At 51.3% G+C, this 24,931-nt stretch carries 20 protein-coding genes; 14 read left to right on the top strand and 6 right to left on the bottom strand.

All coding sequences use genetic code 11. From position 1 onward, the window contains the following. Positions 1-184: 184 nt before the first annotated feature. Positions 185-1,015: a tetratricopeptide repeat protein gene (locus MKQ68_RS14810; protein WP_244839464.1), complete on the bottom strand. Its 831-nt coding sequence runs from the start codon at positions 1,013-1,015 to the stop codon at positions 185-187. 250 nt (positions 1,016-1,265) lie between these two features. Here MKQ68_RS14810 and MKQ68_RS14805 point away from each other — a divergent pair, with 250 nt between their 5' ends. The 9 genes from MKQ68_RS14805 to MKQ68_RS14765 all read left to right on the top strand — a co-directional run bounded on the left by MKQ68_RS14805 (position 1,266) and on the right by MKQ68_RS14765 (position 14,120). Then, positions 1,266-1,874 carry a hypothetical protein gene (locus MKQ68_RS14805; RefSeq protein ID WP_264279807.1) on the top strand — a complete coding sequence of 203 codons (609 nt, stop codon included), beginning with the start codon at positions 1,266-1,268 and terminating at the stop codon, positions 1,872-1,874. A 118-nt stretch (positions 1,875-1,992) separates the two neighbouring features. Continuing rightward, a complete protein-coding gene (recQ, locus tag MKQ68_RS14800) occupies positions 1,993-4,176 on the top strand; it encodes a DNA helicase RecQ (protein WP_264279806.1) in 2,184 nt (727 codons plus the stop codon). Between the two features lie 498 nt (positions 4,177-4,674). Next, positions 4,675-7,821, top strand: a complete 3,147-nt coding sequence (locus tag MKQ68_RS14795; RefSeq protein ID WP_264279805.1) for a SusC/RagA family TonB-linked outer membrane protein — start codon at positions 4,675-4,677, stop codon at positions 7,819-7,821. Between the two features lie 14 nt (positions 7,822-7,835). Continuing rightward, positions 7,836-9,320, top strand: coding sequence for a RagB/SusD family nutrient uptake outer membrane protein (locus MKQ68_RS14790; protein WP_264279804.1), 1,485 nt, complete (start codon positions 7,836-7,838; stop codon positions 9,318-9,320). A gap of 17 nt (positions 9,321-9,337) precedes the next feature. Further along, on the top strand, positions 9,338-10,006 hold the full coding sequence (locus MKQ68_RS14785; RefSeq protein WP_244839456.1) for a hypothetical protein: 669 nt from the start codon (positions 9,338-9,340) through the stop codon (positions 10,004-10,006). A gap of 20 nt (positions 10,007-10,026) precedes the next feature. Then, a complete protein-coding gene (locus tag MKQ68_RS14780) occupies positions 10,027-10,977 on the top strand; it encodes a DUF5007 domain-containing protein (RefSeq protein ID WP_264279803.1) in 951 nt (316 codons plus the stop codon). Positions 10,978-11,212: 235 nt separating this feature from the next. Continuing rightward, on the top strand, positions 11,213-12,250 hold the full coding sequence (locus tag MKQ68_RS14775) for a sugar phosphate isomerase/epimerase family protein (protein WP_264279802.1): 1,038 nt from the start codon (positions 11,213-11,215) through the stop codon (positions 12,248-12,250). A gap of 276 nt (positions 12,251-12,526) precedes the next feature. Continuing rightward, entirely contained in the window at positions 12,527-12,892 is a 366-nt protein-coding gene (locus tag MKQ68_RS14770; RefSeq protein ID WP_264279801.1) for a hypothetical protein, read from the top strand. 19 nt (positions 12,893-12,911) lie between these two features. Beyond that, positions 12,912-14,120: an NAD(P)/FAD-dependent oxidoreductase gene (locus MKQ68_RS14765; RefSeq protein ID WP_264279800.1), complete on the top strand. Its 1,209-nt coding sequence runs from the start codon at positions 12,912-12,914 to the stop codon at positions 14,118-14,120. Here MKQ68_RS14765 and MKQ68_RS14760 read toward each other — a convergent pair. Then, the gene (locus MKQ68_RS14760; RefSeq protein WP_244839448.1) at positions 14,117-14,893 is read right to left on the bottom strand and encodes a FecR family protein; all 777 of its coding nucleotides are present in this window, start codon (positions 14,891-14,893) and stop codon (positions 14,117-14,119) included. The two genes, MKQ68_RS14765 and MKQ68_RS14760, sit on opposite strands and share 4 nt — an antisense overlap. 648 nt (positions 14,894-15,541) lie before the next feature. Between MKQ68_RS14760 and MKQ68_RS14755 the strand changes: the two genes are divergently transcribed. The 3 genes from MKQ68_RS14755 (at position 15,542) to MKQ68_RS14745 (ending at position 18,188) form a co-directional block, all read left to right on the top strand. Continuing rightward, positions 15,542-16,720, top strand: coding sequence for a proline dehydrogenase family protein (locus MKQ68_RS14755; RefSeq protein WP_264279799.1), 1,179 nt, complete (start codon positions 15,542-15,544; stop codon positions 16,718-16,720). Between the two features lie 175 nt (positions 16,721-16,895). Continuing rightward, a complete protein-coding gene (locus tag MKQ68_RS14750) occupies positions 16,896-17,690 on the top strand; it encodes a thymidylate synthase (RefSeq protein WP_264279798.1) in 795 nt (264 codons plus the stop codon). A gap of 3 nt (positions 17,691-17,693) precedes the next feature. Beyond that, a complete protein-coding gene (locus MKQ68_RS14745) occupies positions 17,694-18,188 on the top strand; it encodes a dihydrofolate reductase (protein ID WP_244839445.1) in 495 nt (164 codons plus the stop codon). A 4-nt stretch (positions 18,189-18,192) separates the two neighbouring features. Here MKQ68_RS14745 and dnaG read toward each other — a convergent pair whose 3' ends face one another. Next, on the bottom strand, positions 18,193-20,157 hold the full coding sequence (gene dnaG, locus MKQ68_RS14740; RefSeq protein ID WP_264279797.1) for a DNA primase: 1,965 nt from the start codon (positions 20,155-20,157) through the stop codon (positions 18,193-18,195). Positions 20,158-20,354: 197 nt separating this feature from the next. Between dnaG and MKQ68_RS14735 the strand changes: the two genes are divergently transcribed. Both MKQ68_RS14735 and MKQ68_RS14730 read left to right on the top strand, forming a co-directional pair. After that, positions 20,355-21,527, top strand: coding sequence for an acetyl-CoA C-acyltransferase (locus MKQ68_RS14735; protein WP_264279796.1), 1,173 nt, complete (start codon positions 20,355-20,357; stop codon positions 21,525-21,527). A 115-nt stretch (positions 21,528-21,642) separates the two neighbouring features. Next, on the top strand, positions 21,643-22,626 hold the full coding sequence (locus MKQ68_RS14730; RefSeq protein ID WP_264279795.1) for a pyruvate dehydrogenase complex E1 component subunit beta: 984 nt from the start codon (positions 21,643-21,645) through the stop codon (positions 22,624-22,626). A 52-nt stretch (positions 22,627-22,678) separates the two neighbouring features. Here the strand turns inward: MKQ68_RS14730 and MKQ68_RS14725 are convergent, their stop codons facing one another. From MKQ68_RS14725 to MKQ68_RS14715, 3 genes are all read right to left on the bottom strand, one after another. Continuing rightward, the gene (locus MKQ68_RS14725) at positions 22,679-22,879 is read right to left on the bottom strand and encodes a hypothetical protein (protein WP_264279794.1); all 201 of its coding nucleotides are present in this window, start codon (positions 22,877-22,879) and stop codon (positions 22,679-22,681) included. Between the two features lie 198 nt (positions 22,880-23,077). After that, a complete protein-coding gene (gene cysM, locus MKQ68_RS14720; RefSeq protein ID WP_264279793.1) occupies positions 23,078-23,959 on the bottom strand; it encodes a cysteine synthase CysM in 882 nt (293 codons plus the stop codon). Between the two features lies 1 nt (position 23,960). Next, positions 23,961-24,776, bottom strand: coding sequence for a serine O-acetyltransferase (locus MKQ68_RS14715; protein ID WP_264279792.1), 816 nt, complete (start codon positions 24,774-24,776; stop codon positions 23,961-23,963). Positions 24,777-24,931: the final 155 nt, after the last annotated feature.

Here is a 24,931-nt window from a genome sequence, read left to right as displayed (position 1 = left end):
TAGGGCCGGCAGCCGTTTTAGGGCTTCCGGACCCGCTTTTTCATTCAGGTTATCCTATAGTCGGTGTTGTTTGCTTCACATGACTATACTACAGGAGATTACATATTCTATACCGGTTTGTACTAACAAATAAAGGCAGCCGGTGTGGCTGCCCTTACGGTATGATGACCCCTCCCCGTTACGCTTAAACGGTTTCTTCAAAAAGTTCAGGGAAGTTGCGGAACAGGTACTGGTACACGTCGCGCTTCAGGATGTGATCTTCCGGTATTTCTTCGTCGATCATGTTGTAACAATGTACGCCAATCTTTTTGGCCTCCTCGCGATCGCCCATTTCGAGCGTGACTTCGGAAAGGCTCCAGAAGTGTATGCCGGTTTCGATGGCCGAAACCTCTTCCTGCGCGAAGTCGGACTCCAGTGTTTTTCTGATGTACGTAAGCGCTTCGGGAAAGTTGCCCAGCTTACGTTCGATCATGGCCAGCTGGTAATAACTTTTGCCCAGCGAAGGGTGTGTGGCTTCGTAGTGCGTTTCTTCGATGCGAATGTTTTGTCCGATAGCGGCTTTCGCAGCTTTGGCATTACCCAACTCGTCTTCGGTGAGCGACAGGTGGTAATACAGGTTGGCCGTACGCAGGTCATTTTCGCCGTAACGGGCAATGATGCCGGGCAGGCTTTTTTCTACCAGGGCTTTGGCTGCTGAGAAGTTGCCGAGGTTGTTCTCTACAGCAGAGAGGTGGTAATAGATGTCGGACAGGTCGCGTGGGGGCCTGCCGGCGGCGGATTCGAGTTCGATTGCTTTGTACATGGCGGAACGGGCGGCGTCGAGGTTGTCGAGGGCCTTTTCCATTAAGCCAAGATCGAAGTAATCATTTGAAAGGCCTGGATCGGTGGGCGTGGTACTCTCTTTCAATAAGATGGCTTTTCTTAAAAATACGCCTGCTTCCTCCAGGTTGCCCATTTCCACTTCCACGTTTGCCGCGTTAAAAAGTGCGCTGATCGTTGCGGTGTCGTTTTGCATCAGTTCGTAGGTTTGTATAAGCGATACTTGCAGGGTGTGTAACAATTATCCTGAAGTTACGAAAAAAGGCTGTACCTCTTCCGCGCTGTGCTTGATGGTAAAATAAAAGATGCGATTGCCGCACTATCTATGCCAGAATTTGGTCCGGCTGCGTGTAAACCGCAAATATATACGATAAACGGATTTTAACCACTAGGTATCAATCTCTTATACAGATGTAGACTACTTTTGCCGCATAAAACCTCAAATCATGAACAAGTACCTCAAAGCTCCGAAGCTCCTGCTGCTGGCCATTATGCTGGCGCCCCAACTGTTAATGGCCCAAAAAATTAAAGTAGTAAGCGGCGATGTGGCAGCGTTTAAAAACATCGACACCTTCAACACCGTGTTCACTTACAACAACCTGAAAGTGGGTAAGGAAGGCGATGAAAAAAATTACATCGATCGCAAGAAAGCTGACTATAACAAGAAGGAAGCCGGTAAAGGCGACGCCTGGGAAAAAGCCTGGAAGGAAGATCGCAGCTCCCGCTACGAGCCGAAGTTCAATGAATTGTTCAGCAAAACAAGCGAACATGCTGCCGGCGATTTTAAGACGGCCAGGTACACACTGTTGGTGAATACCACTTTCATCGAGCCCGGCTTTAACGTAGGCATTCACCGCGAGCGCGCCCGGGTGGATACAGAGATTACCCTCGTGGAAACGGCTAACCCGACAAAGGAACTGGTGAAGTTTACGGTAGACGATACCCCGGGCGGCGATGTATTCGGTTTCGATTATGATTCGGGTGTGCGTATTTCCGAAGCGTATGCGCTTACAGGTAAAGCACTCGCGAAATATATCAGCAAAAAGATCAACTAGCATAGTTTTTCCCGATAAGTGTACTCCGTACCGCTCCTTTACCGGGGTGGTGCGGAGTTTGTTTTTTACGCTTATATTTGCCGCTAAAGCAATTTGGGAGACAGGGGATATGCAATCTGTGTTAACTCTACTTAAACATCATTTCGGGTACGAGCAATTCCGTCACAACCAGCAGGCAATCGTGGAGAACGTGCTGAATGGGGAAGATACGGTGGTATTAATGCCTACGGGCGGCGGTAAATCTATTTGTTACCAGCTGCCGGCCCTGGTGTTTGAGGGCATCACGATCGTAGTATCGCCGCTCATCGCTTTAATGAAAGACCAGGTAGATGCGCTGAAAGCAAACGGCATCTCCGCTGCCTTCCTCAACTCCACGCTCAGCATGGCCGAGCAGCAAACGGTATCGCAGCAGCTGCGTAACAAAAGCATCAAACTTTTATATGTAGCGCCCGAACGTCTACTGGGCGACGGCAAGTTCATCCAATACCTGCAATCCCTGAACGTATCGCTGTTCGCCATCGACGAGGCGCACTGTATCAGCCAGTGGGGCCACGACTTCAGGCCGGAGTACCTCGGGCTCGGGCAGCTGAAGCAGCTTTTCCCAAAAACGCCGGTAATCGCACTTACCGCCACGGCGGATTCGCTGACCAAGAAAGATATTATTGAGAAGTTGGAACTGCGCAGGTACAAGGTGTTCGAAAACTCCTTTAACCGCCCCAACATCAACTATTATATCCGCAGCAAAAGAAATTACTTCGATCAGCTGACGGCCTACCTGGAAGAGCGGAAAGACGACAGCGGCATTATTTATTGCCTGTCCCGCGCATCCACCGAGTCATTAGCGGAAGACCTGCAACGGGAAGGATTTCTCGCGGCCGCCTACCATGCCGGCCTGGAAAGGAACCTGCGGGAAGAACGACAGGAGAAGTTCCTGAAAGATGATATCCGCATCATGGTGGCTACGATCGCTTTTGGTATGGGCATCAATAAGAGTAACGTGCGCTTCGTCGTCCACACCGACCTGCCCAAAAACATCGAAGGTTATTACCAGGAAACAGGACGCGCCGGCCGCGACGGGCTGCCCAGCGATGCGGTGTTGTTTTACAGTCCGGGCGATGTATTTAAACTGAAACGTTTTGCTACGGTGGACGGCAACGAGGCCCAAAGCGCCATCATGCTCAAGAAGCTGGACCAGATGGCCGGTTTGTGCGAAACCTTTATGTGCCGCCGTAAATACCTGCTCAACTATTTTGATGAAGCAGCACCCGACAACTGTGGTAGCTGCGACCGGTGTATGACGGAAGGGGAGAGGGAAGATGCGACCATTGCTGCACAAAAGATGCTGAGCGCCGTATACCGCCTGCAGGAACGCTGGGGCATGAATTACGTGATCGACTTTTTACGTGGCAGCACGTCCGTGAAAGATTTCCATAAAGACATTAAGACCTACGGCATCGGCCGCGAGTACAGCAAAGAACAATGGAAGCTGTACGGCCGCGAGCTATTACAATTAGGCTACCTGCAGTTGTCAGGCAACGAGTTCCCTGTCCTCAAACTTTCCGACACCAGCTGGGAAGTGTTGAAGGGCGGGCAACAGGTGTTGCTGACCAAACAGGCGGAAACGGCTAAAGAAGTGGTGACGACGGGCAATGCCGGCGGCAGGCCGAAGGCGCCACAGCATGACGAGCTGTTGAAGCAACTGAAAGCCGTGCGCCGCGAGTTTGCCGTGCGCGACAATGTACCGCCATACATCGTGTTTTCCGACGCAACGTTGGTAGAGCTGGCCACCTATCTGCCGCTTACCTTAACCGATATTTCCAAAATATCCGGCTTTGGTGATGTAAAGCTGGCAAAATATGGTGATGCCTTTTTACAGACTGTGCAGGATTACTGCATTGTAAACCGTGTGCCCACACAAATCCATTTGAAATCTGCCTCCTCTACGCCTAAACGTAGCAGCGCAAAAAAGCAACAGAAGCCGGCATCCCCCGGTAACAGCAATACCCAGCGCCAAACCCTGCAACTGTTCCTGGAGGGCAACTCTGTCGACGATGTGGCGCACCTGCGCAGCCTGGCGCCCAATACCATACAGGCGCACCTGGCGGCATTCATCCGCACCGGGGAGCTGGATGTGCATGAACTGGTGCCGAGGCAAAAGATACCGCCGATCATTGAAGCCATCGACCGCCTGGGTGCAGAAGCCCTCAGCCCGATCAAAGAACGGCTGGGCGACCAGTTCTCCTATGGTGAGATACGCGCGGTGATCAGTTATCATCAATGGTTGCAGGAGCAGGAACAATAATGGCCCAGAAGTGTCTCGTTTACACCCACATTTAATTTAGTAATATCCGCACATAAGATGGTAAAATACGTAAAGCGTTACGGCCGTCTTCATGCTAGTTTTATAGTGTCATAGTGACAATTATGTATGAGTCTGAACGTTTGGTAGTCTTGTGAAAAAGCCCCTGGAATAGCGACTGTCACTTAACAATGTATCAACCACAAATCGAATTACAATCACACAGTGAATACGCAGGGTTATTCTTTTCTAACGCCTTGGAATGGATGACGACGAATTGATTTTTGCTTAAACAACTAATTAAGAAAGAATACGCCGCCTACATAAAATGAAATAGCGCGTCGTAACATTATCAACCAAAATACCGCCGCGGGTGCATATCCGTGTGCGCAGGGGAATCGTAACAACATTTCATATTCCACAATATGCAGGAGCAATGCTCCAGGCTTCGTATTGCCCTATCCTTTTTACAATCACTTTCATCTACTAATAACAACAACAATGACGTATCAACCAAATTACAAACGGGTGCTTGCAGCGGCGGTCCTTTGCCTGCTGATGTTACCACTGGCCGCCCTGGCGCAGTTTAAAATATCGGGTAAGGTTACCGATAAAAAGAACAACACCCCGGTGCCGGGTGTTGTCGTTCGCGAAAAGGGCACCAAACAAGGTACTACTACCGGGGCAGATGGTGGTTATTCGCTGGAGGTAAAGTCTGGCGATGCACAACTGCTGATCAGTTACATGGGTTACCTTCCGCAAACCGTTCCGGTAGGCGGCCGCAGCAACATCAGCATCACGATCGAAGAGGATGTGAAATCCCTGAACGATGTGGTGATCATTGGTTACCAGGACATTCAGCGCCGCAAGACCACGTCCTCCGTAGCTTCCATTAAAGGCAAAGAAATTGAGAATACACCGTACGCCACCTTCGACGCGATGTTGCAGGGACGTGTGGCGGGCTTGTCGGTATTAAGTACCACGGGCGAACCGGGCAGCTCGAGCATCGTAAACGTACGCGGCTCCACCAGTGTAGATCCTACCGGTGTGAGTGCGCCGCTGTATGTAATCGACGGGGTGATCTTCGACGTGAGTGATATCTCCAGTACGTATGCATTTTCCAACCCGCTCTCCGGCATCAACCCAAATGATATCGAATCGCTCGACATTCTCAAGGATGCTTCGGCGTCTGCGATCTATGGCGCCCGCGCAGCCAACGGGGTGATCATCGTTAAAACAAAAAGACCAAAGAACGGGAAGGCGGAATTTCGCGTAGGCACTTATACCGGTGTGGCCGATAAACCTGCCATGAAACCGATTATTGTAGGCGCGGCCGAACGTCGTATGAAGATGCAGCTGCTCAAAGATATGGGCGACTGGTTCCGTAATACGAACGAGTTGAGCATGATGCTTACCGACAGCCTGAACCCTGCATTCAATAACGCTACCGACTGGCAGGGACTGTTCCTTAAACGCGCCATGATCAATAATGTTGACGTAAGCGTGGGACAAGCCAGCGAAACGTTCGCTTACCGCCTTTCGTATAACTATTACCGGGAAGAAGGGGTGATGAAGGGCTTTGATATCGAACGCTCTACACCACGCCTGTACCTTTCCCTGAAGCCACATAAAAAAGTGGAGATATCGAACGACTTCTTTCTCTCCTTCGTGAAGTCGCGCCACGGCCGGGGTGATGAGCGTAAGTATCCGTTCTACATCTGGGGCTTCCCGTCTTCGTTCTATAAAATTACCGACGAAGACCGCGAGTTGTATACCGGCGATTACGAGGCGTTGATGGACGATGACCGGGTGCAGTCCTTCACCGGCAACACGCGCATCATGTACAACATTATGCCAGGCCTGCTATGGAATACGAACGTATCCTTCAACCTGATCAATTCCCGTCGCGACTATTTTAAACCTGCTATTATCAACGACGGTATCAACTACGCAGAGAACAAAGTGTTCCAGAACCGTCGTTATGAAATCGAAAACTACCTGTCTTACAACAAAACCATGGGGCAACACTCCATTACTGCGTTGCTGGGCCAGGGTATGGAGCGGCAGTCCAATGCTTCCACACAATTATTCGGTTCCGGTATTTCGGTGGATGCGGTGAAAACCGTAGCGGGCGTGCCGGCTGGTCCGAACCTCACCGGTGGGTCGTTCCTGTCACAACGCGCGCGGTTATCTTTCTTCGGCCGCTTTGGTTACGACTTCCAGGGCAAATACCTGATACAGGCCAACTATCGTATGGACGGCTCTTCCCGCTACAGCAGGGACAATCGCTGGGGTGAATTTCCCTCCGTGTCGGCAGGTTGGGTAGCGACGGACGAAGCATTTATGGCGCCGTTGAAAAACATTGTATCCTTCTTCAAGATCCGCGGTAGTTATGGCGTTACCGGTATGGACCCGGGTGAATACTATGCACAGTATCAACCCCTCATCACCAACGCAGCGTACAACGGCTCCAGCCTGGACGGTGTTGTGAGAGGCTCGTCGGCCATGACGACTTATAACGGTGTAACCGTTGTATACCCGGATTATTATAACTCCAGCGCCGCCCGCGGCATCAGCTGGGAACGAAGCCCGCAATACAACATCGGTATCGACCTGAACCTGTTTAACGATCGCGTGCAGTTTACCGGTGATTACTACCATCGTAAATCCGCCTCCAAAGTATTTAAGATACCGGTGCAAATCACTTCCGGTTATACCATGGTGAGCGACAACTATGTGGATGTGTTGAACCAGGGCCTCGAGCTGACGGTCAACACCACGAACCTCTCTCCTAAATCGGCCTTCCAGTGGCGCACCAACTTTAACCTGAGCCTGAACCAGAACATGGTGACCAAACTGCCGCAGGGTGGTCGCGACTTTAAGTTCGGCGATCCGTGGTTGCAGCGGGTGCTTACTGTTGGTCAGCCACTGTTCCAGTTCTCGGTGTGGGAAGTGGATGGTATCTATAATTCCAATGAAGAAGTACCGGTTGATCCGCTCTCCGGCCGCCGCATCAGCTGGTATGGCGGTGCGCAGTTTGGTAAAGGCGATCCGAAACGTCGCGACCAGAACGGTGATTACGTGATCAACGACCTGGACAAAGTAAACCATGGCAACCCGAATGCGAAACTGTATGGTGGTATGACGCATTCCTTCTCCTGGAAAGGGATTACGCTGGATGTGCTGTGCACCTTCTTCGCCGGTCGTAAACTCTGGAACGGTTACCTGTCCGACAAGCTGCAGGACGCCGGTACGGACAATCCTTATGCCGTATGGGGCGGTAGCTCTGGTCCGGCCTCGCAGTTTGGCGAAGGTGTAAACTTCTGGACAGGCCCTAACAGCAATGCAACTTATCCGGCCCTGGTGACCAACACCGTTGACAAATGGCATATCGCCCAAAGCTTGTTTGTGGAAGATGCGAGCTTCTTCCGGATGAAGAACATTCGTCTCGGTTACATGCTGCCCGAAAAATGGACCAGCCGTGCGAAGCTGAAGTCTGTAAGGTTCTACAGCATGTTCGACAACGTGTTCATCATTTCCAATGCCACAGTGCCCGATCCGGAAGCGGTAGGTTATGACGGTTACTCATCCGGCAACGATTACCCCATCCCGAAAAAACTGACCCTTGGCCTTGACGTGATCTTCTAAAAAACTGCATCAACATGAAAAAGATATTCTCTTATATACTACTAGGCTGCCTGTCGCTCCACTTCAGCGCCTGTAAAGACTTCCTGGACCTGGAGCCGATCAGTACCGCTACGGACCAGAACTTCTGGAAAAACGAAGCAGAGGCCAACTCCGGCACCGCTGCCATGTACGCGCTATTGCGTAAGGCGTTCAACGCCGGCGAAAATGGTACAATGTTTTTCGACTACGGCGATTTCCCGTCCGATGAATTTAATACTGCCCGCATGTTTGGCGACTCGCGTGAGATTGCGCTCATGAACTGGAGTTTGCCGATACAGGCGTCCAACACCTGGCGCAGCATGATGGTGGCCCGCCGGTACGATAACTTTTACCGCGTAATCGACCAGGCTAACCGGTGTATTAAATGGGTGCCCACCGTACCCCTGGACAAATTCACTTCCAGCAACGCGGAACGGGCACGTAACAGCTACCTGGGCGAAGCATACTTCATGCGCGCGTTCACCTACTTCTACATGGCCCGCGTATGGGGCGATGTGCCCGTGGTGTTGAAGTCGGCCGATAACATTGCCGATGCCGAAGACCTGCCCCGTTCCCCGCAAACCGAAGTGCTGGCGCAGGCCTTAAAAGATGTGGACCTGGCGATTGCCAATATGCAATACACCAATCCCAATGCGGCCGATGCCGGTGTACGCGCCAACAAATCAGCCGCTTTTGCATTGAAAGCGCATATTTATGCGTGGATGGGCGACTATGCCAAATGTGTACCCGCAGCCGATTCGGTGATCGAAAGGGGCGGACTGGCATTGGCAGACCGTAGCAACGTGCCTGCCATGTTTGCAAAACATTCTACCGAAGGCATATTCGAGATCGCGATGAGTGACGAAAGTGAAGGTACCGTACAGGGTATTTCCTTTTACACCCTGCGTACACCTTACATGCGCACGATTCTCGGTAACCCGTCGTTCGGCATAGATACCGTTCGCCTCCACCGCCTGTTCGCAGATACGACAGACCTACGCCTTCGCAGTGGTTTTGCTTTTTACAACAGCACCGAGGAAGCCTTCTGTATCAAATACTCGAACGTGGTGTACATGCTGCCGAACAACACCGGCGCCGTGTCCCGCAACAACCTCGTTGTATTCCGGTTGTCCGATATCATCCTGTTAAGGGCGGAGGCGCTGGCCGCGACTAACCAGTACGGCAAGGCCCGCACAGACCTCGACCTGATCCGCAGCCGCGCAGGCATTGGCGCGTCTGCTGCTACAGACGGTCAACTGTTCGAGGAGATTATGGAAGAACGGGCGAGAGAGTTGTACCTGGAAGGACATCGCTTCTTCGATATTATCCGGCTGTTGCGCAAGACAGGAACGAATAAAATTTCCTGGAAGCTGACCGAAACAGAGTTTGCGCAAGGCAAGTATTACTGGCCGCTCGATCCGGTACTCATTAACCTGAGCGCCAGGCTTACGCAAACAGCTTACTGGAGCACCAAGTTTTAACCACAAAATCGCTTATCATGAAAATCAATATAGGCTTACTGGTCGCCGGCGTTGCACTGATGCTTGCTACAGCCTGCAGCAAGGCCGACTATCTTACCGACGAGGGCGTACATTCAGCGAAAACACCGCTCAACGCCTACGAGTTCCTGAAATCGCATCCCTGGAAAAGTTTCGACACGCTGGTGATGATCATCGATCACTATAACCTGCAGGAGGAGTTGAACAGTACAGGAACGATGTTCGTACCCACCAACCGCTCGGTAAACCTGTACATGGAATATAAAAGAGACCAGAAACAAAAGATCGACGAGAATGCAAAGTATACCCTGGACAGTTTGTACAAAGACATCACCGCCGATTCGGTACGACAGTACTTTTACCCCGATAAACTGACCGTAGCGGCTTTGGAGAACGAGTTTCCCGTGGGGATCAAAAACAAACTCGGGCAGCAAATGGCTTATCGCAAAGTGAAACAACAGGGCTACAACACCACTGTGACGCCCGTTTACTTCACGTACCTGATCCGCGTGAAAGGCACGATCGATGATCCGAACAATCCGCCGCTGGGCTCCGATCCCAACTTCGACCAAAGCGTCCTTTGCCAGACGACCGGTATTGAAACGGAGAATGGAAAAGGGCCTATTCTGCATGTACTGACCAACAAGCATCAATTTGTAAGGTATTGAATCTTTAAAAACGCATCTGTATGAAACTTAAATATATCATCATCACACTAGGCATCACCGTTGCTGGTATCGCCGCCTGCGAAAAGGTGCCCGAAGGTTACATCAGCGATAAGTTCGCCTACCGTCCCAATCCGTTCATCGCCATGCAGGGCTTAACGGCCTACTCGCCCTCCATCGAAGCCGATGGGTCAACACTGCCATTAACCGTTAAACTGCTCGAAGTACGCGATAAATCAACCGGTAAAGTGCTCGACAGCAACGATCTCAGGCCGCGCGAGATCACCACTTACCTGGCGGAATTACTGCCCACCGATACTACCCTCGAACTGCTGAACAAAAAGCTGTCGCGCGGTATGAAGCGGCCTTTTGAAATACAGGAAAACGGTGGCCGTATTATACTCACTGCCGGCACCGAATATTGGGATACCGGCCGGTATGTGTTCGATGTGCAGGTGACCAACATTCGCGGCACGCGCACGATCAAAAACGTGGGCGAGGTGTTGCTGAACCCGAAGGTGTATTACGAAGTGGTGCGCCGCACGGTAACTACTTCGGATAACGGCAGCGAAACCAATTTCCAGGATGTGTATGCCGGCGGACAAATGCCGCTCACCATCGATCGCGATCCCGCGGGGCCGCACCGCATCATCCTGAAGTTTAAGGACAAGAACGGTAAAAACTTCAATCCTAAAATGGGCGAAATCGTTTACCGCGGCGACCGTCCGCATTTCCAGAAATACAATCCGTTCTTTAAAGAGGAACGCACCGATAGTACCATCGAATTTGGTCATCCGAACCTGGCGAAGTTCCCGTTCTTTATGGTGAATAACGATGTGTCGTCGTACTACCGCATACCGGCTGCCTTTACGGAAGCCGTGCGTAACGTGAACGCCACTTTTTCGGTTACCTTTTATGGCGGCGGTACGTGGACGTTGACCATGCATACTGGCGTAGCCCGCAAGCCTATTTAACTTTCGCGCTTTGTAATTTTGGTTGAAAATCCTAACAGCGGCCGGCCCTTTAGAGAGGGCCGGCATTTTTATTTTTGTGTCATCCTCTTTTCCTTCTTCCTTCAGCCCCCGTTGCGTCGCACACTTGTACACCATCTCACTTTCCAGCATTTTTTTCAAAATAAATACGTATTTTCAGAATCACATATCAATCCACGTTACATAGTGACTCACCATCTAAAAACCACAACAACCCATGAATGAGAACAATAACACCCGCAGGAGTTTCCTGCGGCACCTCGGCGTGTTTACAGCAGGTATCAGCCTGGGTCCCGCTTTTCTAACAGCCTGTAACAACGCCGGCAAAACGCCAGGTTCCGATAGCGCTGCTTCCGGTGCAGACTCCAGTCAGCATGCAGGGCTACCCAAAGACCTGTTCTTCCAGATCTCTCTTGCCGAATGGTCGTTCCACCAGGCATTATTCGCTAAAAAGATGGACCACCTCGACTTCGCCATCCGCGCGAAGAAGGAGTTCGACATCCATGCAGTGGAATATGTGAACCAGTTCTTTAAAGACAAGGCAAAGGATAAGAACTACCTGGGCGAAATGAAGAAGCGTTGCGACGACAACGGGGTGAAAAGTGTACTCATTATGTGCGATGGGGAAGGAGAGCTGGGTGATAAAGACGTCAAGGCCCGTATGAAAGCCGTAGAGAATCATTATAAATGGGTAGAAGCCGCCCAGTTCCTGGGCTGCCACTCCATTCGCGTAAACGCAGCCGGTCAGGGTACGGCCGAAGAAGTAGCGAAGAACGCGGCCGACGGGTTGGGTAAACTCACCGACTTTGCGAAAGACTTCAACATCGGCGTGATCGTTGAAAACCACGGCGGCTACTCCTCCAACGGCAAGTGGCTGAGCGATGTGATGAAAACGGTGAACCGCCCGGGTTGCGGCACGCTGCCCGACTTTGGCAACTTCTGCATCAACCGTACGAAACCAGAAGCCCAAACACCTGAGGCCTGGGCTAAAACCACCTGCCTGGAAGAATACGATAAATACCAGGGCGTACAGGAACTGATGCCTTTCGCAAAAGGTGTGAGCGCCAAGACTTACGACTTCGACGATGCCGGCAACTCCGTTCAGGTAGATTATGCCCGTATGCTGAAGATCGTAAAAGAGGCGGGTTACACCGGCCACATTGGTATTGAGTATGAAGGCAGCAAACTGTCGGAGGACGAGGGTATTAAAAAGACCCGCGACCTGCTGCGAAAGGTAGGCGCACAACTTGCGTAAATAACAAATCCTTAATATAGTTCGCCGGGCCGCAGCAGGCCCGGCTTTTTTGTGCAATCTATTGACGGTTTCGGGCTATTTGTTGCCTAAAATCCTCAATCTGATCGGTTTTGCAGGATAATGCCTCTTATTATCGGCAAAAAATGCTTTCTTTGTAGTCATAAACCCCAGTATTATTTAAACCCCGGCAGATGGTCTGCTTTTTGCACTCCTCAATCTCCATTAGCACGGAAACGATCAGAAACCGATTTTTTAAAATATAAATACCAAGAGAGTATGGCTCAGCAACTTAACACCCCCGGAACGGCCTCTTTGAGCAGCCTGAAAGCAGAATTGAAAGCCCGCGGATTTGGGCAGGAATTTATTGTACGTAACGATGGCCGCGCGAAGCTGCAGGAGCATACACGTAAATACACCCCCGAAGAACTCCGCATCATCGAAACGCTTCAGATCCCAACAGGTTCCCGCTGCGCAGATCCTGCTGTAGTGTATCTCATTGAAGACGAAGCTGGCAACACCGGTTACCTGATGAACGCATTCGGCGCGTACGCTGATTATGAAGGTGATACCTTTTACAACTTCATCCGTAAAATGAGTGTACATAAGAGCTACGAAAACACCACTTTCGGTGTGCGTGACTAGCCCCTAACTTTATCCCTATATGATATTGCATTCGGGGTTGCCTTATTCGCTCGTGCGGTACGGTCTTCCATTCAATTATCCGAAACTTGAACAACATATACGTACGGACGTAGTAATTATTGGCGCTGGCATTTCCGGCGCCTTAACTGCTTATGCACTTACCAACGCCGGCATTGCCTGCACCGTGGTAGACGCCCGTACGGTAGGCCTTGGCAGTACCTGCGCCAGCACCTCGTTGCTGCAATATGAAATAGATGTGCCCCTGCATCAGTTGATGGACAAAGTAGGCGTAGATCATGCAGTAAAGGCCTACCATGCCTGCCGCGAATCCATCGACGAGATTGAGGTCATCGCTAAAAAGCTGAAAGTAAAGGAGTTTGAACGTAAGCAAAGTTTGTATTTCGCTTCCGCCACCAAAGACCTTTCTCTTATAGAAAAAGAGTTTGCTGCCCGCGAAAAGTATGGCTTTGATGTGGAGTACTGGAACGCCGCTGCCGTGAAACGCAACATGGGTTTCGAAGCGCCGGCCGCCATTTACTCGCACAGCGCTGCTTACACAGATGCATATACGTTGACCCACGCGCTGTTGCAATACATCATTAAGCAAGGCGCCGCCGTGTACGACCGCACTAATGTGGTGGAAGTACAAATGAATCCACGCAGTGTAACGCTCACTACCCACAACGGTAAACGCATACAGGCAAAGAAGCTGGTGATTGCCACGGGTTACGAATCGGTGCAATACATTAAGGAGAAGATCGTGGACCTGCATGCCACTTATGCCGTACTCAGCGAAACGCATACGCAAACGGAATTCTGGCACCGCAACTGCCTGATCTGGGAAACCAAACAGCCTTACCGCTACATGCGTTCCACCTACGACAACCGCCTGCTCATCGGCGGGCGTGATGTGGACTTTTATCATCCCCGTAAAAGAGATAAACTGCTTCCCCGTAAATCCAGGGAGCTGGTAAATGACTTTCATGAGTTGTTTCCGAAGATGGAATTTTTACCCGAGTTTGAATGGACGGGTACCTTTGGTACCACCAAAGATGGTTTGCCTTACATCGGCGTGTATCCACCCATGAAACATGCCTTGTTCGCACTGGGTTTCGGCGGCAATGGAATTACCTTCAGCCAGGTGGCGGCTAAGATCGTTACAGATCATATCCTCGGTAAAAAGAATGAATTAGCAGACGTGTTCTCGTTCGACAGGCTGCAACGCTAACGGATATTATACTTCAAACCCGTACGGTCTTTCAGCGTAGCCAGCACCTCCTGCAATGGCATGTTATCAAAAGTGCCGGAAACACCCTGCACGCGCTGTGCATCGCCCCGCCAGGCGATTTCTACACCATACCAATCCTGCAGTTTATTGATCGCCGCCTGTACCGGCACGTTGTCGAACACCAGTTTACCCGACTTCCACTCTTCGAGCGATGCAACGTCGTACGTTTCTTTCTCCATCAGGTCGATGTCGCGGTTGAAAAGTATTTCATTACCGCGTTGCAGCATTTCCGGCTGGTTGTCGGTGGGGGAGTGATAGGCCTTGGTAACGGTGAATTGTCCGTCCAGTACATGTATCGTGGCGCCCGCCTGAGCATCGGCCGAGCGGATGCGCAGGGCGCCGCTGAAACCCGTGGTGATCAGCTTATCCGACTTTACGGTAAACAGGTTACGGCTGGCGGGTATCTCGAAGAAGGCTTCGCCGTTCAGCACGAGCGAGCGCTTACCGTTGTTATAATCCTTGGGAACGTAAAGTGTGGTTTGCGAGTTGAGGGTTACACGCGTACCATCTTCCAGCGTCAGCTGTTTGCGGCTACCCGGCTGGCAATGGTGCGCTTTATAATTAGCGCGCAGTTCTTCGGCGCTTACTGCATTACTGGGGCGCTGCACACGGTCACGGTCGTAATACACGAACCCCGATGCCAGCAGCATTACCAGGATGATACCGGCGGTAAACGGTTGCCAGGAGTGTCTTTTACGTTTGTACAAATTCATAACGTGTTCACCTTTAGCGGTCAAAAGCGATTGTAGTGCCATTTGGTTGGATAGATTGCCCGCCTTAAAAGTAAGAAATTTTTTAACCGCATTAAACAATTGGATACCCCCTAAATGATTATAAGCCACCTTATGTTGCGATAGGCCCTGTTTTAAAAGACACATCACAGATAAGACAGCTTAAATCCTTGGGGCAAGCTACATGGCTGATGGGGGCGTTTAGCCCGAATATTTTGAAAATGATATTATTCCGTAGAATATACCTGTAACAGGTTGAGATGACTTAGCGCGTCTCATTGCTCACTTCTGCTGTAGGTTGTCAGCGTTCTTAATCACCAGGTCGAGGCCATAAAATTCGGCTTTGAAAGGCTAGGGATTATCCGGCTGTTTATACTCAAATTGCTCTCGTTGGGGGAATTGGATGAATACTTACTGCAAAGGTAATCGCCGCTCCACCTTTGCCCTATACTCACTTTTGAGTATTTTTTAACAATTCATTAAAATATCTACAATTAGTATACTATGTTGACCTATTAGGGTGAGCCTGAATACGATTATTTTTTAACTGCATAAAAAAGACAATATGTGTTAATGGATGGGCCATTATAGTTTTTGTAATGACATAGGAGCACCCTAACTTTGCCCGCCATGGAAACGCAGCCATTAATTTCTTTCGAGAATACCGCCATTGCATTTGAGCACCGAAGCAACCAGTCGTTAAAAAAAGCAAACTTCCTTTTTTCCAATATCGGGAAGCCCTGGCTGGTCAAGTTCGGCGCTTTCGCTACGCCACTTGCCTTTAAACTGGGACTTCCAGTGAAGGGGATCATCAAAAGCACCATTTTTTCCCAGTTCTGCGGAGGCGAAAATCTGCAGGAAGCCGCGGCTACTGCCCAAAGCCTCAGCAAATTCGGCGTAGGCGCCGTGCTGGACTATGGAGTGGAAGCGATGGAGGGCGAAATCAATTATGATCATGCGGTACCTGAGTTTATCAGGGCGATCGAATTTGCTGCCGGTAAAAAACACATTCCTTTCATCGCCATGAAGGTGACCGGGTTTGCGCGCTTTGCCCTGCTCGAAAAACTGCACCGTGGTGAAACACTTACTGCGGATGAGCAGCACGAGTACGAGCGTGTTCGTGCCCGTATTAATACCATCGCGGAATCGGCGGCCCTTCACAAAGTAAGCGTGTTGATCGATGCCGAGGAAAGCTGGATACAGCAGCCGGTAGACGACCTGGCCGACGCCATGATGGCGCGTTACAACCGTTCGGAAGTGATCGTATACAACACTTTCCAGCTGTACCGCCACGACCGCCTCGAGTTCCTGAAAGTATCCTACCAAAAGGCAGAACAAGGCGGTTACCTGCTGGGCGCCAAACTGGTACGGGGTGCTTACATGGAAAAAGAACGCCGCCGCGCCGATGAGCAAAACTACGAGTCGCCTATTCAGCCGGATAAAAAGTCGTCCGACGAAGATTATAACGAAGCCATTCACTTCTGCCTCGATCATATTCACAAGCTGGGCCTGTTCGTAGGTACCCATAACGAGGAGAGTACGCTGCTGGTTACCAAACTGATGGCCGAAAAGCACCTGCCTCCCAATCACCCGCGCATCAGCTTTTCGCAGCTGTACGGTATGAGCGACAATATTACGTTTAACCTGGCGCATGCCGGCTACCATGTATCCAAGTACCTGCCTTATGGTCCGGTAAAAGACGTAATGCCTTACCTGATCCGCCGTGCGCAGGAGAATACGTCCATCGCCGGACAAATGGGCCGCGAGCTGGGGCTCATCCGTAAGGAAATGAAGCGCAGGGGTATTTAAGCTTCGGTGCCGCCCTGGCCAGGGTATCCATCGTATAAGCATTGTATAGGTACGGAGAGCAGGGACGCGGGTTTCAGCGGATTTGGGGATACACACCATATACGATGCCTATAGAATAAGCTGTTGAAAAGAAAGCGTCATGCAGACGCCCGCTTTTTAGTAACTTGCCCCCTGTATGCAACAGTATCTCGATCTACTTCAACATATTATAGATAAGGGCGCGGTGAAAACAGACCGCACCGGCACCGGCACTATCAGCTGCTTTGGTTACCAGATGCGCTTCAATTTGCAGAAGGGCTTTCCGCTGGTGACCACCAAAAAGCTGCACCTCAAATCGATCATCTACGAACTGCTCTGGTTCCTGAAAGGCGATACCAACATCAAATACCTCACCGACAACGGCGTACGCATCTGGAACGAGTGGGCCGATGCTAACGGCGACCTGGGGCCTGTATACGGCCACCAGTGGAGAAGCTGGCAGGGTGCGGACGGTAAGGTGGTAGACCAGGTGACTGATCTTATCGACCAGATCAAAAAGAACCCGGACAGCCGCCGCCTGATCATCAGTGCCTGGAACGTAGCCGATCTGCCGCAGATGGCCCTGAGCCCCTGCCATTGCCTGTTCCAGTTTTATGTAGCCGATGGGAAACTCAGTTGCCAGCTTTACCAGCGTAGTGCAGATGTGTTCCTGGGCGTACCATTCAATATCGCATCGTATGCATTGCTGACCCTCATGGTCGCGCAGGTTTGCGGTTTGCAGCCCGGCGACTTCGTTCACAGCTTTGGCGATGTGCACCTGTACAACAATCACATCGAGCAGGCTAAACTGCAACTCACCCGTACACCTTTCCCGCTGCCGGTGATGAAGCTGAACCCCGACGTGAAAGACATCTTTTCTTTCGGGTACGAAGACTTTACGCTCGAGAACTACGAATCGCATCCTCACATCAAAGCCCAGGTAGCCGTATAGATTATGATGGTTTCAATTATAGTAGCAGCATCTGAAAATAACGTGATCGGCATACATAACCAGTTACCCTGGAAGTTGCCGAACGACCTGAAATACTTTAAGAACACCACCTGGGGCATGCCCATCATCATGGGCCGCAAAACCTTCGAATCTATGGGTGGCGTGCCGTTGAAAGGCCGTCCCAATATCGTGATCACCCGCCAGCCCGACTTTGCGCCGGACGGGGTAGAGGTGGTAAATTCCATTCCCAAAGCGATCGATAAAGCGTTGGTATACGATGTAAACGAGATTTTCATTACCGGTGGTACGGAGATCTTTATACAGGCCATGCCCGCAGTGAACCGCATCTATCTTACACGCGTACACGCAAAAGTAGAAGGCGACGCTTTTTTCCCGGAAATTAATACCGATCACTGGCACCTGGTGAAGTCGGAAGCGCATGAGGCGGATGAGAAACACGCGCATGCGTATACGTTTGAAGTGTGGGAGAGGAAGTAACTCTTTATTTCAATATCACTGTATTCACCGTCTTTGTCAGTTCCATCTCAATCTCCTTCAGGTGTTTCGCCATTTCGAGACAGCGCAACTGGTCGGCGTATTCGGTGGCGTTCTTCATTTCTTCCTGGTTCTCTATCATCAGCTTTTTTATCTTCCGGAGGATGAGATAATTCGTAGTCGATACCGTGTCAGTAACATACGCATTGTCGCCGTACTTGGTGTTGATCTCGAACTTCTCTTTCCAGTTCGTGCTTAGCTCTGCTTCCTTATCTTCAATGATAGCGGTGGCCGCCTTCGCAATTTCCGGATCGCTGTGATACAGGAACCAGCGGGCATCCAGCAGGTTGCCCTTGTCGTATTCCTGTTTGTATTCGTGCAGGATACGTTTCACCATTTCATTATCCGACAGTGATTCGAAGTCGTAGGGGAGATGGAAGATGTAGTCTGCTACATTGCTCTTATCTTCCTCGGAAAATACCTTACTGCCAAAGCGTAACAGGATCTTTACCAATTCCTGTTCCTGCTTTTCGTGCGGGTTAAAGAGCGAAATATTGCTCGTATCATCGAGATACTCCTCCGGTATAGGCGGCAGGTCTTCTTCCGGCACATCGTACTCCGGGTTCTTACCTTTGGTGAGCTCCTTTTCGAGCTTCGTCATCTTTTCGCGGATGAACTTGTTCACCAGCTGCGTCATGCCTTCCTCGTCGATCTTCAGGATCTCCGCACTCTGGCGGATGTAGTCCTGCTGACGGGTAAAGCCTTCCGTTTTATTGATCTTGGAGATCGTTTCGGCGATCTCACTTACCAGTTTCGATTTCTTGTTCAGGTCATTGCCCGCGTCCAGCAACGATGCCTGTAGTTTAAAGAGTACAAAGTCCTGCTTATTGTCCGCAATAAACTTACGGAACGCATCCGCACCGATCTTTTGTACATAGCTGTCCGGGTCTTCCTTGTCGGGGATGAGCACTACCTTTACATTCAGCCCCTCTTCCACCGCCATGTCGAGGCCACGTAAGGCCGCCTTCACACCCGCCGCATCGCCATCATACAAGATCGTGAGATTGTTGGTGTACTTGCGGATGAGCCTCAGTTGGTCTTGTGTAAGCGACGTACCGCTGGAGGCCACCACGTTCTCGACGCCGGCCTGGTGCAGGGATATAACATCCGTGTAGCCTTCCACCAACAGGCATTCGTCGAGCTTGTCGATCGAGTGGCGCGCGAAGTAAGTGCCGTACAGTACGCGGCTCTTATAATAGATCTCGTTCTCCGGGGAGTTGATGTACTTGGGGGCCTTGTCCGCCTTACCCAATATCCTCGCCCCGAAGCCTAATATCTTACCACTCTGGTTATGGATCGGGAAGATCACCCTGCCCCGGTAGTTATCCGCCGGCTGCTCGTACCGCATGGTTACCAGTCCGAGCTTCTGCAGGTACTCCAGGTTATAACCTTTGGAAATGGCGGTCTTAGCGAAGGCGTCGCGCGTATTCAAACAATACCCCAGCTGGAACTTCTCCACCGTTTCCTTCGTAAACCCCCTTTCCTCGAAATAACTGAGGCCGATGTTTTGCCCCTCTTCGGTGTTGAACAACGTTTTGGTAAAGTACTCCCGCGCAAAGCCGTTGATAATGAACAGGCTGTCCGACAACTGGGCACGCTGCCGTTGTTCCGGGCTCTGTTCCGTTTCTTCCACGTCTACCCCATACCGTTGGGCCAGCCAGCGCAGCGCTTCTACATAGGAGTACTTTTCGTGCTCCATGATGAAGTTGATGCCGTTACCGCTTTTGCCGCAACCGAAACATTTATAAATCTCCTTACTGGCCGAAACCGTGAAGGAGGGCGTTTTCTCGTTATGGAAAGGGCAAAGGCCGAGGTAACCGTTACCCCGCTTCTTCAGTTTTACGAAAGTGCCAACCACATCGACAATGTCGATGCGCTGGAGGATTTGTTGTATGGTATTTTGTGTAATCAAGGGCCGGGAAGTCGAACTGCAAACTTAAGGAAAAGTTGGCATAGGCCCCCATCCGCTCAACCGCTATCTAAAAACCTTCGCAAATCTTAGCGATGCACTAATCAAACATCGCGTTAGTTAAAAACCTTCTATCCACAATCGCCTCAACACAATTTCCGTTTCCCTAAATTTGGAAGCTTTTAAAAAGAAAACCATACATGAAAGAAGTTTTTATCGCAGCAGTTGCACGTACCCCGATTGGCAGTTTCAACGGAAGCCTCTCCTCGTTATCGGCCACCCAGCTGGGAGCCGGCGTTATGAAAGCCGCCCTTCAGCGGTCTGGTTTAACGCCCGACAAAGTACAGGAAGTATTTATGGGCAACGTGATCAGCGCCAACCTGGGACAGGCGCCTGCTAACCAGGCCAGCATTTACGCCGGGTTCCCGGTAAATGTGCCCTGCACCACCGTAAATAAAGTATGCGCCTCTGGCATGAAGGCGATCATGCTTGGCGCACAGAGCATTATGCTGGGCGACAACGAGATCGTTGTAGCCGGCGGCATGGAAAGTATGAGCAATGTGCCTTACTACCTCGACAAAGCCCGTAACGGCTACCGCCTGGGACATGGCGCCATCACCGACGGTATTATCCGCGACGGCCTGTGGGACCCGTACCAGGATTATCATATGGGCAATGCCGGCGAATTATGCGCATCTACTTATAAATTTACCCGCGAAGACCAGGACGCCTACGCGGTACAGAGCTATAAAAGAGCCGCCGCCGCCCAGGAGAAAGGTTATTTCGTAGGCGAGATCGCCCCGGTGGAAATTACCGGTAAACAAACTGTGGTGGTGAGTGAGGACGAGGACGTGAAGAAGGTAAACTTCGACAAGATCCCCAGCCTGAAGCCCACCTTCGTAAAAGAAGGAACGATCACCGCCGCCAACGCCTCTAACCTGAACGATGGCGCTGCCGCCGTAGTGCTGGTAAGCGAAGACGTACTAAAAGAATATAACCTGACCCCGCTCGCCCGTATCGTAAGTTTCGCCGACGCCTCACAGGCCCCCGAGTGGTTCACCACCACCCCGGTAAAAGCGATCAACCGCGCGTTGGGTAAGGCCAAGCTGGAAATCACCGATATGGACTTTGCCGAGATCAACGAAGCGTTTTCGTGCGTGGCCATGGCTAACCAGCAGGAGCTGGGCCTGGGCAGCGAGCAGCTGAACGTTTGGGGCGGCGCCGTTTCTATGGGTCACCCGATCGGTTGCAGCGGTGCGCGCATCCTCATCACCCTTACCTCCATCCTGCAACATAACAAGGGCAGATATGGCGTTGCGGGCATCTGTAATGGTGGTGGCGGAGCCAGTGCGATGATCATCGAAAGGGTATAATATCGTATCCGATTAACATATTTGAACAATAATGTTTGCTTTTTCGTCAACAAACAATATTTTTGCCTACCATTTTTAGAGTGGCAATTAACGTTCATAACTTATTACTAAGCAAATGCGTCAGATAGCTTTCAGACAAGCCTTAAGGGAAGCCCTGCAGGAAGAAATGCGCCGGGATGACCGCGTATTCCTCATGGGAGAAGAAGTGGCAGAATACAACGGTGCCTATAAAGTGAGCCAGGGAATGCTGGACGAATTTGGTCCTAAACGTGTAATTGACACACCGATCGCGGAGTTAGGCTTTACTGCCATCGGCGTAGGTGCAGCGCAAAACGGCCTGCGTCCTGTATTGGAATTTATGACCTGGAACTTCGCCGTACTGGCGCTGGACCAGATCCTGAACACTGCCTCCAAAATGCTCGCCATGAGCGGTGGCCAGGTAGGTTGCCCGATCGTTTTCCGCGGACCGAACGGTTCTGCCGGTCAGCTCGGTGCCCAACACTCCACAGCCTTCGAAAGCTATTATGCCAACATTCCGGGTCTTAAAGTGATTTCCGTATCTAACCCATACGATGCTAAAGGCCTGCTGAAAGCAGCTATCCGCGACGACGATCCGGTTGTTTTCATGGAAAGTGAGCAGATGTACGGCGATATGGGCGATGTTCCTGAAGAGGAATATATCATCCCGATCGGTAAAGCCGACATCAAACGCGCCGGCCGTGATGTAACCATCGTTTCTTTCAATAAAATGATGAAAGTAGCCCTCGGCGCCGCTGAGGAACTGGCAAAAGAGGGTATCGAAGCAGAAGTGATCGACCTTCGTACCATCCGTCCGCTGGATTGGTTCACCATCCTGGAGTCTGTTAAAAAGACCAACCGCCTGGTGATCGTAGAAGAGCAGTGGCCATTCGCCAGCATCTCTTCCGAGATCAGCTACCGCATTCAGAAAGAAGGCTTTGACTACCTGGATGCTCCTATCCGCCGTATCACTGCCGTAGATGCACCTATGCACTACGCCCCCAACCTGGTAAAACTGTACCTGCCTGATATCGAGCGTACCGTGAAACTGGTGAAGGAAGTAATGTACATGAAGAAGTAAACTGCAAAGTTGACGATATAAGAGAGGCCGTTCCGGGAGGAGCGGCCTTTTTTTATGGTTCGCGCAAAACGTAACTCGTGCTTCTGCCGCCAGGCTCGCATTTCTCGAGCAGGCCGCGTTCCAGCAAGTCCTGGATGTCGCGTACGGCAGTATCCTGCGATACTTTCATGATCAGCCCCCATTTTGAGGAAGTGAGTTTTTCCCGGAAGCCGTCCAGCATCTTATCGACGCACCCGCAAATTAATCTACGCAAACCATGCGTCGAATAACCTGCGGAAAGGGCCCCGAAAGGGCCCGGAAAGGGCTAAGCTCCTTCCTGGCTTGAGTCTAAAGGGTGTCATTTCCCGGAAATGCTGATGAATAGGATGTTTTAGAGAGGTGAGGCAAGCTTCAGGGGTTCTGATCAGCCGCCGTTGTGTCACTCACTTCAGCGGCAACGCCCTGTCAGCGACTAAGCAAACAAATCCGTCGACAAATACCGGTCCCCCTTATCGCAAATAATACAAACAATCGTCCCATGCTCCAGTTCCTCCGCCAGCTTTACGGCGGCAGATACGGCGCCACCGCTGCTCATGCCGCAGAAGATGGCTTCTTCGCGGGCCAGGCGGCGGGCCATGGTGCGGGCGTCGGCTTCGGAGATGTCCATGATGCGGTCTACACGGGAGCGGTCGAATATCTTGGGGAGGTAAGCTTCCGGCCATTTGCGGATGCCGGGGATCTTAGAGCCGTCGGTCGGCTGGCAGCCTACGATCTGGACTTTCGGGTTCTGTTCTTTTAAGAAACGGGATACGCCCATAATGGTGCCGGTAGTTCCCATGGCGCTTACAAAGTGGGTCACCTGGCCGTTGGTGTCGCGCCAGATCTCGGGGCCGGTGCTGCGGTAGTGGGCGCCGTGGTTATCGGGGTTGGCGAACTGGTTCAGGTTGAAGTAGCCGCCTTTGGCGAGCTGCTCGTTCGCATAGTCTATCGCCCCCTCCATAGAAGCCTCTTTCGCGGTAAGCACAACTTTAGCACCGAAGGCTTCCATGCTCAGCACCCGTTCTTTGGTCGCATCCTCGGGCATCACGATCTCGATCTCTACGCCAAAAAGGTTGGCGATCATGGCGAGGGCAATGCCGGTATTGCCACTGGTGGCTTCTATCAGCTTCATGCCGGGCTTCAGTTCACCACGATCCAGGGCGCCTTTGATCATGCCGTAGGCAGCCCGGTCTTTTACGCTGCCGCCGGGATTGTGACCCTCCAGTTTGGCGTAAATGGTCACGTTCGGGTTCACCGGAATATGTTTGAGTGCTACCATGGGCGTGTTGCCCACCAGGTCGAGGATGGATCTCATATTATACTACCTTGTTTTCGATCACGTTTATCGTGCCGTCTGCTTTATAATAAATCCGGGAGAGGGGCGCCACAGATTTAGTGAGCCACACGTTTCCCCCTACTACGCTATGATGTCCTATTACCGTTTTACCACCAAGTATGGTAGTGCCGGCGTAAATGACTACATGGTCTTCAATTGTCGGATGGCGCTTGTCTTTTGCCATCGACTTATCGATACTCAGCGCCCCGAGGGTTACACCCTGGTATAACTTCACGTGACTGCCAATGATGGTGGTTTCGCCAATCACGATGCCCGTACCATGGTCAATGCAGAAGTACGGCGCAATTACAGCGGCCGGGTGTATGTCAATACCGGTGCGGGTATGCGCGGTTTCAGTAATAATACGCGGCAGCAGCGGTACCTGCAGCAGGTGCAGTGCATGGGCTACGCGGTACGCGGCAATGGCATGAAAGCCGGGGTAGGCGCGTATCACTTCGTACAGGCAGGTGGCGGCTGGGTCGCCCTGCAATATGGCTTCGGCGTCTTTGGTCAGGTCTTCATAAATACCCGGCGCCTGGGCCATGAACTGACGGCTTAATTCCGCGGCATCGCCGGGCAGGCGCTGCTGCATGCCCTGCAGCAGGGTAGTGAGCTGGTGCTCAAGGACTGCGGGATAAACCTCCAGCTGCGAAGCTTCCATCACCTGGCCGGTATGCTCCGGGAATAACCAGTTGATGAAGTTGTTACTGAAGGCGTTCACCATGTCGGTCGACGGGTACGCGTTGGCCGCAGCTTCGGCATGCCGCAATCTGAGTTGTTGCAGTAAATCTTTCATATATGGAACAGTTACCTTCTTGGTGCTGTATGATAAAGTTAGTCTTTAAGTCTGTAAAGTTGGTAGACTTTTGCCAAATCCTTTCACAAACCGGGGCTAACAGCTTCAATATTCAGGTTGCTTTTACGTTATAACTTCGCCGGCGTAACACGTGT

The sequence above is a fragment of the Chitinophaga horti genome (assembly GCF_022867795.2).
In the GTDB taxonomy this organism is placed as follows: domain Bacteria; phylum Bacteroidota; class Bacteroidia; order Chitinophagales; family Chitinophagaceae; genus Chitinophaga; species Chitinophaga horti.
The sequence above is the reverse complement of the archived record's forward strand: the minus strand, read 5'-3'. Positions and strand labels throughout refer to the sequence as shown.